This window comes from Bacillus sp. SRB3LM, from assembly GCF_015712745.1.
Taxonomy (GTDB): domain Bacteria; phylum Bacillota; class Bacilli; order Bacillales; family Bacillaceae_G; genus Bacillus_A; species Bacillus_A thuringiensis_K.
Genome location: NZ_VWVQ01000021.1, coordinates 85,773 through 102,093 on the forward strand (window position 1 = coordinate 85,773; position 16,321 = coordinate 102,093).

Genomic DNA, 16,321 nt, shown 5'->3' on the forward strand with positions numbered 1-16,321 from the left:
TAATGATAGGCAAACCTTTCTCACGATGTAACTGTAACCATCTAAAGCCCAATTCATAAACTATGATGGAGGCTTTTTACTTACTAATCGGATGAAAAAGGAGTGTAATCATGAAGAAATGTACTGTTAATGAAGCGGGAGGGAATGTGCCACAACCAATCCGCAGCGACGGAGCAGGTGCGATTGATTCTGGACCTCGTAATGTTATGCGGGATATTCAAAATCCGAATATGCTTGTTCCGCCTATAACGGATGCAGGGTTAGTTCCTAACTTGAAGTTTTCATTCTCGGACACTTCTATGATTTTGAAACAAGGCGGGTGGTCTCGGGAGATTACTGCTCGGGAACTACCGGTTTCGACGACGATTGCGGGAGTGAATATGAGTTTAACGGCCGGTGGAGTACGAGAACTACATTGGCATAAAGAGGCAGAATGGGCGTATATGCTTTTAGGACGGGCGCGCATAACGGCTGTTGATCAAAATGGGCGTAATTTTATTGCTGATGTTGGGCCAGGTGATCTTTGGTATTTTCCTCCTGGTATTCCGCATTCCATTCAAGGATTGGAACATTGTGAATTTCTACTCGTTTTCGATGATGGGCATTTTTCTGATTTATCTACTTTAGCTATTTCTGATTGGTTTGCGCATACGCCAAAAGAAGTGTTGTCGGCTAATTTCGGAGTACCTGAGAGTGCTTTTCGTTCTATTCCTTCAGATCAAGTTTATATTTATCAAGGAGAGGTGCCAGGTTCGCTTGAAAGTCAGGAAATTCAATCACCTAAAGGAGAAGTTCCTTTAACATTTAAACATGAATTGTTAAAACAAAAGCCGATTAAGACTCCTGGTGGTAGCGTTCGAATTGTAGATTCTACAAATTTCCCTATTTCCAAAACAATCGCAGCAGCGCTCGTTGAGGTTGAGCCTGGCGGAATGAGAGAACTTCATTGGCACCCGAATAATGATGAATGGCAATATTATTTGACAGGGGAAGCGAGAATGACTGTGTTTCTTGGAAATGGTACCGCTCGTACATTTGATTATAGAGCTGGCGATGTCGGATATGTACCGTTTGCGACGGGGCATTATATTCAAAATACAGGTACCGAAACATTATGGTTTTTAGAGATGTTCAGAAGTAATCGTTTTGAAGATGTATCGTTAAATCAATGGATGGCACTGACTCCTAAAGAAATAGTGGAGAGTAATATACATGTTGGCCCGCAAGTAATGGATTCCCTGCGTAAGGAGAAGTGGCCTGTTGTGAAATATCCGGGGTTTTCATATAGTCCGAAAAATGATGAGTAAAAATGAAAATTTGCGTTATTCTTTCTGGAGACTGATAAGAAGGGATGGCGTATTTTTTATGCCTAATCTAGTCTTTATCCCGCTATTTGCCGGGCAGTAAGACCCCCCACCTCAAAATTCAGCGGAAGCAAAGAAGTTAGGTGGGGGATCAACAAAACCCCCACTGATTAAAGTTTCAATTTATTAGTATCCGTCCTTTGTATTATTGTTCGGGAAATTATTATTGGAGCATAGTATAGGGAAGAAACATATAAAATAGCGCCATTATAAGCTGTAACGCATAAGTTGCGCAGGAAATGCAACGATAACTCGCTTTACTCTTCATCATTTATTTGAACATAATGGGCATAGAGAGGTGATAAACACAGTATGATTTTTAGTGAGCGTTTAAAAGAAGAAAGGGAAAAAAGAAATTGGTCGCAAAATGATTTGGCTGAAAAACTTCGTGTGAGCAGGTAATCTGTTTCGAAATGGGAGACGGGAAAGAACTATCCGAGCATTGAAATTATTATTCATTTAAGTGATCTGTTCGGTATTACAATTGATGAACTGCTGAGGAGTGATGAAGAATTGACGCAGAAAGTAATTGAAGATAGTAAGCAATTGGCGTATCCAAAATGGAAGGTGTTTTTTGATAGTCTATTTATGATAGGAGTATTTTTGTTTATTGCAAAAATCGTTGTATGGATGCTAAATAAGTTTGCTGGAGCAAGTATTACAATTGTAGCAGATGCGCCATATGTAATGAATCTTTTGCCCCTTGCACTAATGATTATAGGTGGTATAGGTTCCGATAAGTTGAAGAAAATATATAGATAAGAGAAAGATTTGAAAGAAATCCCCAACACTAGCTGTTCTTTTCACTTAAATTGTGTACTATAAAGGATAGGATGACATAAAGAAGGGGACATATAGAATGGAATTTCATGAACAGAAGATTTTGCCGGCAGTGAGGCAAATTAAAGATTTGGAAAAGCTATTACATAGTTCGTATGAATATATCGTTATTTTAGATATTCATGTCGGTCAATTGAAGAGTGTTATATCACTTGCGAAGCAATATTGTAAAAAGGTGTTTTTACATGTGGATTTAATTCATGGTTTGCAGAGTGATGGGCATGCGACGGAATATTTATGTCAGGAGTTTAGACCGTACGGGTTACTTTCAACAAAGGCGAGCGTTATTATGAAGGCGAAGCAAAAAGGTGTTGTGGCAATACAACGCATCTTTTTAATCGATTCGAGTGCAATGGAGAAGAGCTGCAATCTTTTAGATAAGACGAAACCGGATTATATTGAGGTACTTCCTGGAGCATTAACGGACGTTATCGCTGAAGTGAAAGAGCGTACTGGTGTACCGATTTTAGCGGGTGGTTTTATTCGTACTGTAGAAGATGTGGAAAGAGCTTTAAACGCTGGTGCGACAGCAATTACGACATCAAAACGCGAACTATGGAAACATTACCAAAAAAAGTGACGAAAATGTGAATTTTTTCGTTGACACCGCTTTCATTTACGGTTAACATTATAGACAAGTTAATAAACGTGACGGAGAAAAGTAGAGATCCACATTTCATTGTTTCTATATAAATGTATATAGAAGCGTGCAAGCTGTGGGTCTTTTTCTTTTGACAAAAACGAATGGCCATTCATTTTACCTCTATCACATTTGGAAGCGTTTAAATTGATTGTGGAGGGATACTATGTCAGCATTTTTAGGAGAGTTAATAGGGACTGCGTTGTTAATCGTACTTGGTGGCGGCGTTTGTGCTGGTGTAAGTTTAAAGAAATCGTTTGCGAAAGATTCAGGTTGGATTGTTATTACAATGGGCTGGGGCTTAGCAGTAGCGGTTGCAGCGTATGCGGTTGGATCAATTAGTGGGGCACATTTGAATCCAGCTTTAACGATAGGATTAGCATTTAAGGGAGCGTTCCCATGGAGTGACGTACCAGGTTATATCGTAGCACAAATGATTGGGGCAATTATCGGGGCAGTTATCGTATATTTACATTACTTACCACACTGGAAAGAAACAGAAGATCCAGGAACAAAGTTAGGTGTATTTGCAACAGGTCCAGCAATTCCGAACACATTTGCAAACCTTTTAAGTGAAATGATTGGAACATTCGTTTTAGTATTTGGTATATTAGCAATTGGTGCAAATAAATTTGCAGATGGATTAAATCCATTTATCGTAGGTTTCTTAATTGTAAGTATTGGTTTATCATTAGGTGGGACAACAGGATACGCAATTAACCCAGCGCGTGATTTAGGTCCGCGTATCGCACACTTCTTCCTTCCGATTGCAGGAAAAGGCGGTTCAAACTGGAAGTATGCATGGATTCCAGTAGTTGGTCCAATTTTAGGTGGATCACTTGCAGGTTTATTCCATCAAGTTGTATTTGAAGGAAAGCAAAATTCAGCACTTATTTATGTGATTATCGCAACTGTGATTGTACTAGCAATCTCTTATATGACAAGTAAAAAAAGCGGAAGCAATACAAATAGTAGAAAAGTAGCATAAGGGGGAAACCGATATGAAAAAATATATTCTTTCATTAGACCAAGGAACAACAAGCTCACGCGCAATTCTTTTCAATAAAAAAGGTGAAATTGTTCATTCAGCTCAAAAAGAGTTTACACAACATTTTCCAAAGCCGGGCTGGGTAGAGCATAATGCACAAGAAATTTGGGGATCTATTTTAGCAGTTATCGCAACTTGCTTAAGCGAAGCAGATGTAAAACCAGAACAAATCGCTGGTATCGGTATTACGAACCAACGTGAAACAACGGTTGTCTGGGATAAAACGACTAGTAAACCAATTTACAACGCAATCGTATGGCAATCTCGCCAAACAGCTGAAATTTGTGATGAGTTAAAAGAAAAAGGTTATAGTGAAATGGTTCGCGAAAAAACAGGTCTTTTAATTGATGCATACTTCTCTGGAACGAAAGTAAAATGGATTTTAGATAACGTTGAAGGTGCAAGAGAAAAAGCAGAAAACGGCGATCTATTATTCGGAACAATTGATTCGTGGCTTGTATGGAAACTATCTGGTGGTAAAGCACACGTAACAGATTACTCAAACGCATCACGTACGTTAATGTTTAACATTCACGACTTACAGTGGGATGATGAGCTTCTAGAAATGTTAACAGTACCAAAGAGCATGCTTCCAGAAGTACGTCCATCATCTGAAATTTACGGAGAAACAATTGATTACCACTTCTTCGGTCAAAATGTACCGATTGCAGGTGTAGCTGGTGACCAACAAGCAGCATTATTTGGACAAGCTTGTTTCGGTGAAGGTATGGCGAAAAATACTTACGGAACTGGTTGCTTCATGTTAATGAACACAGGTGAAAAAGCAGTAGCTTCTGAGCACGGTCTATTAACAACAATTGCATGGGGAATAGATGGTAAAGTAAACTACGCATTAGAAGGAAGTATTTTCGTAGCAGGTTCTGCAATTCAGTGGTTACGTGACGGAATGCGCATGTTTAAAGATGCAAGTGAGAGTGAAGTGTATGCGAATCGCGTTGAATCAACTGATGGTGTATACGTTGTACCAGCATTCGTTGGACTAGGAACACCTTATTGGGATAGTGAAGTACGCGGCGCTATGTTTGGTGTAACACGCGGTACGACGAAAGAGCATTTCATTCGTGCAACGCTAGAATCTTTAGCTTACCAAACGAAAGATGTATTATGCGCAATGGAAGCAGATTCAGGTATTGAACTGAAAACATTACGCGTTGATGGCGGAGCGGTTAAAAATAACTTCTTAATGAAGTTCCAAAGTGATATTTTAGATGTTCCTGTAGAGCGTCCAGTGATCAACGAAACAACGGCTCTAGGTGCAGCATACTTAGCTGGTCTTGCAGTTGGATATTGGAAAAACCAAGATGAAATTAAAGAACAGTGGCATATGGACAAACGCTTTGAGCCAACGATGGAAGCGAAAACAAGCGAAGAGCTATATGCTGGATGGAAAAAAGCAATTGAAGCAACAAAAGCTTTCAAATAATCATAAACAGTGTTATAATGATGACAAGTTAATAATTCGGTAGGAGATTTGGAGAGACCACAACGCGCTATAGAGGCGAAATCTATAGCGGAGTTTGTGGTCTCTTTTTTCGTTATCAAAGGGAGGAATTACCATGAAATTTTCAAGTAAACAACGTAAAGACGTATTAAACGGAGTAAATAAACAAGAGTTAGATGTGATCGTAATTGGTGGAGGTATTACTGGTTCTGGTATTGCATTAGATGGAGCAACACGCGGGTTATCAACAATTGTGTTTGAAATGCAGGACTTTGCAGCAGGTACATCAAGTCGTTCAACGAAGCTTGTACATGGTGGTCTACGTTATTTAAAACAACTTGAAGTGAAAATGGTAGCAGAGGTGGGTAAAGAGCGTGCGATCGTATATGAGAACGGTCCCCATGTAACAACACCAGAGTGGATGTTACTTCCGTTCCATACAGGCGGTACGTTCGGATCATTTAGTACATCAATTGGTCTTCGTGTATACGACTTCTTAGCAGGTGTAAAACGAAGCGAGCGCAGAAAGATGTTTAACCGTGAAGAAACATTAAACAAAGAGCCTCTTGTAAAAAAAGAAGGATTAAAAGGCGGCGGTTACTACGTAGAATATCGTACAGATGATGCGCGTCTTACAATTGAAGTAATGAAAGAAGCAATTGAGCACGGCGCAAAAGCTGTTAACTACGCAAAAGTAGACAGTTTCTTATATAAAGATGGAAAAGTATGCGGTGTACGTGTAATCGATTTACTAGACGGTGAAGTATATGAAGTGTACGGTAAGAAAATTGTAAACGCAGCTGGCCCTTGGGTAGATACACTTCGTGAAAAAGATAACTCGAAAAAAGGAAAAGTACTTCAGTTATCAAAAGGTGTTCACTTAGTAATTGACCAAAAACGTTTCCCATTAGGTCAAGCAATTTACTTCGATACACCAGATAAACGTATGGTGTTCGCGATTCCTCGCGGCGGAAAAACTTATGTAGGTACAACAGATACGTTCTACGATAAAGACGCAGCTGTACCACAAATGACAACAGAAGATCGCACATACATCATTAATGCGATTAACTACATGTTCCCAAGCGTGAAAATTACAGAGAAAGACATTGAATCAAGCTGGGCTGGTGTACGTCCGTTAATTTATGAAGAAGGTAAGAGTGCATCTGAAATTTCTCGTAAAGATGAAATTTGGACTTCTGAATCTGGTTTAATTACAATCGCAGGTGGTAAATTAACAGGATACCGCAAAATGGCTGAAATGGTAGTAGACTACGTAACGAACTTACTACAAAAAGAAGGTCATAGCGCATATCCGAAGAGCGACACGAAACATATGCCAATCTCTGGTGGACATGTAGATGGTTCACACGGATTCCCAGCATTCGTTGCGAAAAAAGCTGGCGAAGGTACGAAATATGGTTTAACAACAGCACAAGCAGAAGAATTCGCGAAATTCTACGGTTCTAACGTTGACGTACTATTTGACTTAGCGAAAAAACATAAAGACGAAGCGAAAGAATACAACATGCCGCTTGACGTTCTAATCCCGCTTGTATACGCAATGGATTACGAAATGACAGCAAAACCAGTTGACTTCTTCGTACGCCGTAGAGGCGCTGTATTCTTCAACATCCACTGGGTATACGAGTGGAAAGAAGCAGTAATCAACTACATGGCTGCGAAACTAGGCTGGAGCAAAGAAGAACAAATGAAATATACAGCTGAACTAGAAAAAGCATTAACAGACGCTGTAATTCCTGTAGATCAACAAGAACAGGCGGCTGCGTTAGCATAAAATAGAGAACCACCTGAAGGGGAGCCTTTAGGTGGTTTTTTTATGGAATATTCTTCTAACTATATTGTATAACGACATATGTTGTTATACGATGTATATAAGGTGGTGGTATTGTTGGACAAAGAAATCTTGAAGGGAAGTATAGATATTTTATTACTTTCTATCATTGCAAAACGTGATACATATGGATATGAAATAGCTCAAAGTTTAAAGGATGCAAGTGAAGATTTGTATAGTATGGGGCAGGGAACTTTATATCCTGCTTTAAAGAGATTAGAGAAAAAGGAGTTTCTTGAATCTTATTGGAATGAATCTGAGAATGGGATGAAAAGGAAATTCTATACTATTACAGATAAAGGGAAAAAAGAATTGCAGAAGAAAGTGAACTCTTGGGAGAGTGTAACAGCATTAATTCAAGCTTGTCAGAAAGGAGTTATTTATGAGTGAATTTGATGAGTATATTAAGTCTATTTTAGCCTATTCAGAACTTAGTGATATTGAACAGGATGAGTTATTTCTAGAAATGTATGATCACTTGAACAGCTTGAAAGAAGAATATATGGAACAAGGTATGAATGAAAAAGCAGCGATTTATAAAGCGATTCAAAGTTTTGGAGAATCAAAAGTTATTGGCGTAGAGATTAATAAATCGGTATACGAAGTTCCTAGGTCATTAAAGGTATTATCAAAAATTTTATGTATTCCTTATATAATCATTTGTTTTATTGTCTTTTTAGGAACGTTTATTTCAACTTCTACATTTGACTCTGTTCGCAGTTTGACAGGTGGGACTGTCTATCATCCCATTGAATTTTGGCAGCAATTTTTACATATATCTGATTTAGAAACGTTATTACAACTTTTTGGAATAACACTTTGGCAAGTTGAAGATTTTATTGCACATCCAGGTCCTTGGGGAAACTCAACTTATTGGCTAAGCGTTTTACAACATATAATATTAGTAGTTCCATTTGGATTTTTCGTTCCAGTGCTTATTAATAAAGTGACTAACTACAAGAAAGCTCGTAAGTGGTATGTTATGACCTTTCTTGTTTGGGAGATATTACATTTACTAACTTTGTCTGATGTTTTTGATGTGTGGCGGATTGCTATAAATATGCTCGGTGCGTCGGTAGGATATCTTTTATTTATAAGCATGATACAAATAGATAATAAATTTAGGATAATGCGCAAGAAGATATTTGAAAATTAGCTTGCTATTCTGTAGTTTAAATTATACAAATTTAGTTTGATGGTAATAGAGTATTGCTGAAAACATAGGTGTTATATAGTGAGAGGATTTTTTATATTCGTAATAGGTGTTGTTCCTTGTTTACTCATACTGTTATGAAGCGGGTACATAATCCGTCTTTATTGGTGCTATAAATGATGAGAGCGGCACAGCTGAACTAGAAAAAGTCTAGATCAACAAGAACAGGCAGCTGCGTTAGCATAAAATAGAGAACCACCTGAAGGGGAGCCTTTAGGTGGTTTTTTCTCTTGACTAAAAATAAATAAAATGTGTTACAATGATGATAGAGTATGTAGTGTGAATTTTGCATAAAATAAAGAAGACAGAAGCCTGAGAAACTTCTGCCTTGTGTAACCTAACTTGCTATTGTGGTGGTAGTAGGTGCGGTTATAAGACAATTACATTAACGTTTTAGCCGAGAACCGCCCTTACCTTTTCCACGAAGCAGGGTGGTTCTCGCTTTTTTGTATACAGAAATTAGCCACGGACCGACGTATCTTCTACCGATGACAACGCCAGCTCCGGTTAGGATACCGTACACTAATTTAATGACAAACATCGCGATCATTTTATCACCTCCCCCCTTTTTTCAAAATGGAAGAGATGATTACCACACCTACTAGTTATAGCTTATTAAGTTACATTTCAATTGTATTATGTTTTAAAATAGGGAACAAGACAAATGAATACGGATATGAGGTGTATCATAAAAAAATTAATTACTTATGATCCTAAAATCTAGATGGTATATCTGTATGTAATTCCGTTCACTTCAGAAATTGAGGTTGAATCGACTGAAGAGTTAGCAGAAAATCCAAAACTAAATGTAGATATTGTAAAATGACAATAAAGTTATTTAATTTAAAAGCCCAAACAAGTATAACCCCGTTCTAAATTTAGGACGGGGTTAAAAATATAGTTGTTTAATCTTGATGTAAGATACTTTACTACACTAAAAAAATATAACAATAAAGTGGTTTGGAAATTTAGGTTTTATTCAAAAAATGGCACCCGTTTGTTAAACAAGAAAATGTAGTATTCCCTATTAATCGAAAGTTGCGATCACTTGATTTAATTCATTTAAGGCCTGTGGTTCAAGTTTTAAAGTAAATGTTGATTGACCAGTACCTCCGTAAATATAATCATAATGGAAAAGTCGTTTGTCTATCACACAAGGTAAATCAAGACCTACCATACGAACACTTCCTACCTGAAAGCCTGTAACTTTTTGAACTTCCTCTGGAGATGCTAATTTCACTTTACTACAACCTAAAATATTAGCTATTTTCTCAAAATTAATTTTACTACGGCTTCCAGATACAATTAACACAAAGAAGCCTTTATCGGTTTTTAGTATCATCGTTGGAGCTGTTTGCCCAACTTCAATCCCAAAATACTCTGAGCCCTCTTGTCTTGAGTGTATCGGTTTTTCGTGTTGAATTATTGCATATGTATAGTTGCTTTTCTCTAAAATTTCTTGCAATTCCTCCATAAGAAACACCTCCAACATTAATTTTAACATAGAAAATTGCGGTAATATTTAAAAGGCGAACTATTAAATTAAATGAGTTCTCTTTTTAATTTAGCGGAGGATACACCCTGCTCAAAGAAAATTACCTAGAAGCTTTTGGATGATGAATTTGATAAAAACATTTATGAAGATCCAGAACTACTAGAGCACTACGATAAAACCCTTATCACAAACTGAAAGAGCGCCTTGGGAGAGAGTCGCTCTTTCAGTGAATGTATTGTAACGACTATTCGGTTTATTATATGTAAGTGGCTGGAAAGTGTTTTATAAAAAAACGTTATTGCCGTCCGTATTTTTTATACATTTATAAAACTTTTCTATACAGTGCGTCGTCTAATATATGGGAAGGAGGAAATGATGTGGATGAATTAACGGTAGAAGCGTTTGAAATAGAAGATAAGGAACTCCTTATCGATGAAATCATGAACAAGTATGGACAAGAAGTCCTGCAGCTTGTGTATTCATATGTAAACAATAAAGAAATCGCTGAGGATGTAACGCAAGATATATTTGTGAAATGTTATAAGTCTCTTCATACATACAAAGGGAAGTCGAATGTGAAAACGTGGTTATGGAGAATTGCGATTAATCAATGTAAGGACTATATAAAAAGTTGGTATAACAAAAAGGTGATCGTGACAGAGGATGAATCTGCTTATATGGGGGTTCAAAATGATAGTGTCGAACAAACTGTTATGCAAAATGCGGAGGATCGTGAGCTCGCTTCTGCGGTAATGAATTTACCGATAAAATATCGAGAAGTCATTTATCTATTTTATTATGAAGAATTATCAATTAAAGAGATTGCTACTGTAATAGACGTGAAAGAAAACACGATAAAAACGAGACTGAAAAAAGCGAAGGAGCTTTTGAAGAAAGGATTGGAGGGATAATCAAATGGAAGATCGATTAAAAGGCTTGCGAAAATCAATGGAGAACACAACGTTTAAACATTTGAGTTTTTCTGATCAACACCAGAAGCAGGTGCGCGAAAAAATTAAGCAATCGTCCGAAAAGGAAGAAGATATCCTTTTAGCAGTGTTACAACTTCTTATGAATGAAAAAACAGGTTATGAATTGATGCAGTTACTAAGAGGGAGAGGGATTCAAAAATTCGAAGGTGATGAAGGGTCTCTATACACTTTATTACATCGTCTAGAACAGAATCGCTTTATCCAATCTAACTGGGATCACGTAGGAGCTAAATATTATCAATTAAATGATAAAGGAAACAAGATGCTGCGAAAGGCAGAGAAGAATGCTACGAAGGCACGATTTATATTAAAAGGATTAGTACAGGAGTGAGAAAAAATTGAACAAAAAAGGGGAGCGTTTTTTAAAGGAAGTTACGAACCATATTAAATCAAAAGAAGCGAAGGACTTGGTGGTAACGGAACTAGAATTTCACTTAAAACAGACGAAGAATATGTGGATAGGGAAAGGGTTAAGTGAGGCAGTTGCGGAAGATAAGGCCGTTGAACAAATGGGAAGTCCGGTCAAACTTGGCGAAGAACTTAACAAACTGTATAAACCAAAGGTGGATTGGTTTTTAATTGGTTTATTAGTGGCTGCGATGGGGTTAGGGTTTTTGCCGGTTATAACTTTTGGACATGCTGACTTATTCATGAATAAGGTGATATTTGTTATTCTCGGTGTTGTAACAGCTGTTGGGATAATGCTGATTGATTATCGGAAGTTAGAGAGGTTTGGATGGTTGTTTTATACAATTGGGGTACTGATCTTATTAATGATAAAATGTTTTCCGACTGGTTACGTGATTGGAGAGGCAATCATAAAAATTGGTCCCATCACAATTGACTGTTTAATGACGATACCATTCTTCTTTCTGGCTTGGGCTTCTTTTTTCAATAATAGTAGGTTAAAGCTTATGCATCTTCTCATGTTGTACGTATTTTCTTTATATCTATTTTCAACTACATCAATTCTTTTACCAATTTTCATCTATATTACGATGGTATTTGTTATGCTTTGGTGGAGTAAGTTAGGAAAGAAAACGGCATGGCTCATTACGATTTTACCTATTGTACCATTGATTATTAGGGATCTACTTTCCTGGTCTGCTGTAAAAGAATACCGTATGGCCAGAATTTTAGGAATGTTAAATCCAGAGCATGATCTATGGTATTTACGTTTAAAAGAGGCAATGGCATCGGCAGGTTGGTTTGGTACATATGAAAATATAAAGTCTATCCCTGCTACTCATACTGATTTTGTATTTGCAAGTTTGACTTACTATTATGGATATGTACTTGCGCTAGTTCTTGTCGTGATTCTTTCTCTTTTTGCAGTAAGAATAATGAACATAGCTTATAAAATAAATGATGGTTATGGTAAATTGCTTCTCGTTGGCGGAGTGACTCTTTTTGTAATCCATTTTATTTGTAATGTTGGCATGACCCTCGGGATATTACCACGTGTTTCTATATCATTACCATTTATTAGCTACGGATTGATACCAACTCTGTTTCATGCATTTATAATGGGAATTGTGTTAAGTGTATATCGACGTAAAGATATTCCTTTTAGAATGAGAAAAACACCTTGATAATCATCAAGGTGTTTTAGTTATTAGCTCAAAACTATACGAATCAGCCCCAAGCACAAAAGGACTAACCTCGCCAACGCTATAAAGTTGCAATTCATGCATCGCGCGCGTACAAGCAGTGTAGAACAATCTACGAACGCTCTCAGTGCTGTACACATCTTTAGAAGCATCGTAAATAATAACGGCATCAAATTCGATACCTTTCGCTAAGTAAGCAGGGATCACGACAATGCCTTGCTCATACTCGGCTGAGTTACTCTTCACGAGTTTAATATTATCGATATGATTAAGTGCTTCGTATGCAGCGGCGCTTTCAGCTGCGGATTTACATATAATTGCGATTGTATTGTGCTGCTCTTTTTGTAGTTCAGCAACTTTGGCAGTAATATGTTCGTGCAGTTCGCTCTCATTCGCTACTTTCGTCACTGTGGGTTTCTCGCCGTCACGTTCAAAGGCGTGAATGTTCTTGCCTTCCGGTACGAGAGCGCGTGTGAATTCAATAATCGGTTTTGTGGAGCGATAGCTACGAGTTAAGTTAATGCCGTTTGTTTCGTCTGGACCGTATAAATTTGTAAGTGTATCGAAATTAACTGTTTCACTCGCATGAGCAAATATCGCTTGGTTAAAGTCGCCGAGTACTGTCATTCTCGCGGCAGGGAAGAGACGTTTTAAAAACTCGAACTGAAACGGCGAATAATCTTGCGCTTCGTCTACGAGTACGTGTTTAATCGATCTGTTCGTTTGGAAGCCTTCAATTAACTCTTTTAAAAGTAAAAATGGAGTTGCGTCCTCGTAATATAGTTTTCCTTCATCGAGCATGTTTACTGTTAATGAGCAAATGTCATCCCACTCTTTTGGTTTTTCCCCAGTAACCCATGATGCATCTGTGAAGAGCTGTTTATATATGCCTGTGAAATTGATGAAACGCAATGTTTGAACGCCTTTACGAAGTGGCTTCATTTTTTTACGGACAATCATACGTCCAAGTACTCTCGTTTCTTTTTCAAAATCATGAAAGGAGTTGTCGTCAAACTCGCCTTTTTTCTGTAAATATTTATAAGCCTTTTGGTATTCATCTTTACTAAGTAATTCAATTTCTTCTTCTACCCAAGGCTTTTTCAGTTCTGCTTTTTCAAGTGCATCTATTTGCTTATTTAGCCAATCCGTTAACTTCTCAATTCGACTATGGAAGCGGAGGGAGGAGTCAGTATTATAAAATTGCTCTGTAATTTCTTTAGCTGAGACGATTAGTTTTCCTCTAAATTTCATTCCTCTAAATAGCATACCTGAAGATTCAAGAGATTGTCTGTACGCTCTAATCATCTCGAAAAATTGAGTGGATGCTTTAAATCGGATGCTCGCATTTCTCGTTTTATAGGTAGGGCTATTCGTTTCAGTTAACATATATTCCAATTGCTCATAAGGATCTTCAACTTCAAATGACTTACTTAGTCTATGATTTAAATATTCTTGGAATGTAACTTGCTGCATATTTTCTTCACCGAGTTCAGGTAGTACGTTAGAAACGTAGCTATTGAACATAGAGTTAGGAGAGAAGAGAATAATTTGATCTGCTTTTAGCCATTCGCGATATTTATATAGTAAGTAGGCGATTCGTTGCAATGCCGCTGATGTTTTACCACTACCAGCGGCTCCTTGCACGATAAGGAGTCGGCCTTCATCGTGACGGATAATTTCATTTTGCTCGCGCTGAATCGTAGCGACGATGCTTTGCATATGTTTGTTCGTGCCTTTTCCAAGCGCTTGTTGCAAGATTTCATCACCAATTGTAAGGCTCGTATCGAACATAGAATCAATCTCGCCATTTTGAATAATGTATTGTAATTTTTTCTCCACGTTACCGTGGATTACGCCGTCTGGTGTACTATATTCAGCAGGTCCTGGTGGATAATCATAGTACACACTCGAAATAGGTGCGCGCCAGTCATATATAAGGAAGTTTTCTCCGCTTGCATCAGTAAGTGTAGCGACGCCGATATAAATTTGATCTGCGGCAGATTCTCCTTCTTCTTTAAAATCAATTCTTCCGAAATAAGGTGCTTTATGCATACGTCTTAATGCGGCAAGTCGATTAAAGGTGTGCTTATGGGTAATTTGTGTGACAGCTAGTGACTGAGCTTGTTGTCTTAAGTTGATAACTGTTTCAAGATAATCATCGAAAGTATCCGTGTTCACTTTCACATCATCCCAAAAGTGTTTACGAATATTGATTACTTCTGCTCGGCGTCTGCCAGTTTCGTTTTCCAGTTTATCAATTTGCTCCGTAATTGTTTCAATTACGGTATCCAATCGTTTTTGCTCTTGATCAAGTTTTTTATTCATACGGTAGCACTCCTTTAAAAGTGAAAAATAGAGGTTGACTGAAGATGTGTTTTGGTGTAAAATTAAGATACGGGTAAATACGTTCCTTTTGTTTTGTGAAACGTGTTTCTGTTCTAATTTAACATAGTTTTTTCATTTAATCAATGATAATAAGATAAACCTTGGTTCTACGTGGCGTGGATCAAGGTTTTTTTGTGTTTGAAGAGGGAGTCACGCTTGTTGTCGTTTTTTGTCGGTAAGTCGATATATTTCGAAAATCGCTGATATAATTGGAGTTGCGCTGATATATTTTGAAAATCGCCGATATAATTGGAGTTGCGGTCGATATATTTGAAAAATCGCCGATATAATTTCATTTACCGAATCTAGATATAACTACCGGGAGAAGAGGGGATAAAAAAAGCTCGGGCCTAAGCCCAAGCTTTTTACTGCATTATTTCTTTTCTTCTTTTTTATCGTCAGCTTTTTTCTCTTCGAAAAGATCTTTTAAATCTTTATCGTCAACTTTTACGTCAGCTTTTTTGATTTCTTTCATCATAAGATCATTCATGAATGCAGCATCTTGTGCTTTCTTCTGAACTAGATCTTTTTTGATGTCGCCTTTTACTTCATCAAATGGTTTTTGTTCTTTAATGTCTGTTACTTTAATGATGTGGTAACCGAATTGTGATTTTACAGGCTCGCTTACTTCATCTTTTTTCAGTTTATAAGCAGCATCTTCGAATTCTTTAACCATTTTACCAGCAGTAAAGTAGCCAAGGTCTCCACCTTTTTCTTTTGAACCAGTATCTTCAGAATATTGTTTCGCTAACTCTTCGAAAGATTTACCTTGTCCAAGTTCTTCTTTTACCTTTTTCGCAGTAGCTTCATCTTTTACAAGGATGTGGCTTGCTTTAATTTCAGGCTTGTAGTTTTCTTTTAGTTCTTTATCAGTGATTGTTTTCTCGATAGCTTTTTCTTGAGCTAATTGAGCACGCACACCAGTTTTTATAGTTTCTTCTTTAATACCTTGTTGTTTTAATAGTGTATCGAATTGATCACCGTATTGTTTTTTCATTTCATCGAACTTTTTGTCTACATCTTTGTCTTCAACTTTGTAGTTTTTAATAAGTACTTTTTCCATAACCATGTTGTTTAGTACTTGTTTACCAGCTTGTGTCTTCATTTGATCGTAGAATTCTTCTTTTGTAATGTCACCAGCTTTAGATGTAACGATTTTGTCTGATGATGATGTTCCACATGCTGATAATGCGATTACACTTGTTGCGGCTAAGGCAAGCATAGCTTTCTTCATTCAATAAACACTCCTACTATTATGTATTTTTAATTTATCCTACACCAATGAATTTTGATTCATAAGAGCCCGATTAAGTCTCACTGATACTTTTGCTTTTTTATATTGGTAAAGCGCGCTTAACAGGGCTTACCGTGGCTGAGGATAAAGTTTTGATGAATGTTTTGTTCTATAGTATAAGCA

13 protein-coding genes and 2 pseudogenes are annotated in these 16,321 nt (G+C 37.3%); 12 read left to right on the forward strand and 3 right to left on the reverse strand.

Annotated features, from left to right (window positions below; all coding sequences use genetic code 11):
• Window positions 1-110: 110 nt before the first annotated feature.
• The 9 genes and pseudogenes from F3I02_RS13715 to F3I02_RS35120 form a co-directional block, all read left to right on the forward strand.
• The gene (locus F3I02_RS13715; RefSeq protein WP_131250233.1) at window positions 111-1,307 is read left to right on the forward strand and encodes an oxalate decarboxylase family bicupin; all 1,197 of its coding nucleotides are present in this window, start codon (window positions 111-113) and stop codon (window positions 1,305-1,307) included.
• A 369-nt stretch (window positions 1,308-1,676) separates the two neighbouring features.
• A pseudogene (locus F3I02_RS13720) lies at window positions 1,677-2,126 on the forward strand (helix-turn-helix domain-containing protein).
• Between the two features lie 97 nt (window positions 2,127-2,223).
• Window positions 2,224-2,784, forward strand: a complete 561-nt coding sequence (gene glpP, locus F3I02_RS13725) for a glycerol uptake operon antiterminator GlpP (RefSeq protein ID WP_000394285.1) — start codon at window positions 2,224-2,226, stop codon at window positions 2,782-2,784.
• A 226-nt stretch (window positions 2,785-3,010) separates the two neighbouring features.
• On the forward strand, window positions 3,011-3,832 hold the full coding sequence (gene glpF, locus F3I02_RS13730) for a glycerol uptake facilitator protein GlpF (RefSeq protein WP_001272200.1): 822 nt from the start codon (window positions 3,011-3,013) through the stop codon (window positions 3,830-3,832).
• A gap of 13 nt (window positions 3,833-3,845) precedes the next feature.
• Entirely contained in the window at window positions 3,846-5,336 is a 1,491-nt protein-coding gene (glpK, locus tag F3I02_RS13735; RefSeq protein ID WP_000760009.1) for a glycerol kinase GlpK, read from the forward strand.
• 133 nt (window positions 5,337-5,469) lie between these two features.
• Window positions 5,470-7,152: an aerobic glycerol-3-phosphate dehydrogenase gene (gene glpD, locus F3I02_RS13740; RefSeq protein ID WP_000672831.1), complete on the forward strand. Its 1,683-nt coding sequence runs from the start codon at window positions 5,470-5,472 to the stop codon at window positions 7,150-7,152.
• Window positions 7,153-7,266: 114 nt separating this feature from the next.
• Window positions 7,267-7,599: a PadR family transcriptional regulator gene (locus F3I02_RS13745; protein WP_000356630.1), complete on the forward strand. Its 333-nt coding sequence runs from the start codon at window positions 7,267-7,269 to the stop codon at window positions 7,597-7,599.
• Window positions 7,592-8,365, forward strand: coding sequence for a VanZ family protein (locus F3I02_RS13750; protein WP_001288371.1), 774 nt, complete (start codon window positions 7,592-7,594; stop codon window positions 8,363-8,365). Before F3I02_RS13745 ends, F3I02_RS13750 begins: the two co-directional genes overlap by 8 nt.
• Window positions 8,366-9,110: 745 nt before the next feature.
• A pseudogene (locus tag F3I02_RS35120) lies at window positions 9,111-9,239 on the forward strand (DUF2283 domain-containing protein); the annotation flags it as partial.
• A 210-nt stretch (window positions 9,240-9,449) separates the two neighbouring features.
• Here F3I02_RS35120 and F3I02_RS13755 read toward each other — a convergent pair.
• Window positions 9,450-9,896: an aminoacyl-tRNA deacylase gene (locus F3I02_RS13755; RefSeq protein ID WP_000391907.1), complete on the reverse strand. Its 447-nt coding sequence runs from the start codon at window positions 9,894-9,896 to the stop codon at window positions 9,450-9,452.
• 398 nt (window positions 9,897-10,294) lie between these two features.
• On the opposite strand from F3I02_RS13755, the gene F3I02_RS13760 reads away from it, so the two are divergent.
• From F3I02_RS13760 to F3I02_RS13770, 3 genes are read left to right on the forward strand one after another with little or no spacing between them, the layout of a single operon-like run.
• Window positions 10,295-10,828, forward strand: a complete 534-nt coding sequence (locus F3I02_RS13760; RefSeq protein WP_000344022.1) for a sigma-70 family RNA polymerase sigma factor — start codon at window positions 10,295-10,297, stop codon at window positions 10,826-10,828.
• 4 nt (window positions 10,829-10,832) lie between these two features.
• Window positions 10,833-11,240 (forward strand): PadR family transcriptional regulator, encoded by a 408-nt coding sequence (locus tag F3I02_RS13765; protein ID WP_196478074.1) that lies wholly within the window; start codon window positions 10,833-10,835, stop codon window positions 11,238-11,240.
• Between the two features lie 7 nt (window positions 11,241-11,247).
• Window positions 11,248-12,501: an FtsW/RodA/SpoVE family cell cycle protein gene (locus tag F3I02_RS13770; protein ID WP_131250237.1), complete on the forward strand. Its 1,254-nt coding sequence runs from the start codon at window positions 11,248-11,250 to the stop codon at window positions 12,499-12,501.
• A gap of 6 nt (window positions 12,502-12,507) precedes the next feature.
• Here F3I02_RS13770 and helD read toward each other — a convergent pair whose 3' ends face one another.
• Both helD and prsA read right to left on the reverse strand, forming a co-directional pair.
• Entirely contained in the window at window positions 12,508-14,844 is a 2,337-nt protein-coding gene (helD, locus tag F3I02_RS13775; protein WP_131250239.1) for an RNA polymerase recycling motor HelD, read from the reverse strand.
• A gap of 433 nt (window positions 14,845-15,277) precedes the next feature.
• Window positions 15,278-16,138, reverse strand: coding sequence for a peptidylprolyl isomerase PrsA (prsA, locus tag F3I02_RS13780; protein ID WP_000710058.1), 861 nt, complete (start codon window positions 16,136-16,138; stop codon window positions 15,278-15,280).
• Window positions 16,139-16,321: the final 183 nt, after the last annotated feature.

Coding starts and splice junctions, on each gene's coding strand:
- F3I02_RS13765 (WP_196478074.1), top strand. CDS start 10,833: ATGGAAGATCGATTAAAAGGCTTGCGAAAATCAATGGAGAACACAACG.
- glpD (WP_000672831.1), top strand. CDS start 5,470: ATGAAATTTTCAAGTAAACAACGTAAAGACGTATTAAACGGAGTAAAT.
- glpF (WP_001272200.1), top strand. CDS start 3,011: ATGTCAGCATTTTTAGGAGAGTTAATAGGGACTGCGTTGTTAATCGTA.
- glpK (WP_000760009.1), top strand. CDS start 3,846: ATGAAAAAATATATTCTTTCATTAGACCAAGGAACAACAAGCTCACGC.
- glpP (WP_000394285.1), top strand. CDS start 2,224: ATGGAATTTCATGAACAGAAGATTTTGCCGGCAGTGAGGCAAATTAAA.
- F3I02_RS13755 (WP_000391907.1), bottom strand. CDS start 9,896: ATGGAGGAATTGCAAGAAATTTTAGAGAAAAGCAACTATACATATGCA.
- F3I02_RS13750 (WP_001288371.1), top strand. CDS start 7,592: ATGAGTGAATTTGATGAGTATATTAAGTCTATTTTAGCCTATTCAGAA.
- F3I02_RS13715 (WP_131250233.1), top strand. CDS start 111: ATGAAGAAATGTACTGTTAATGAAGCGGGAGGGAATGTGCCACAACCA.
- prsA (WP_000710058.1), bottom strand. CDS start 16,138: ATGAAGAAAGCTATGCTTGCCTTAGCCGCAACAAGTGTAATCGCATTA.
- helD (WP_131250239.1), bottom strand. CDS start 14,844: ATGAATAAAAAACTTGATCAAGAGCAAAAACGATTGGATACCGTAATT.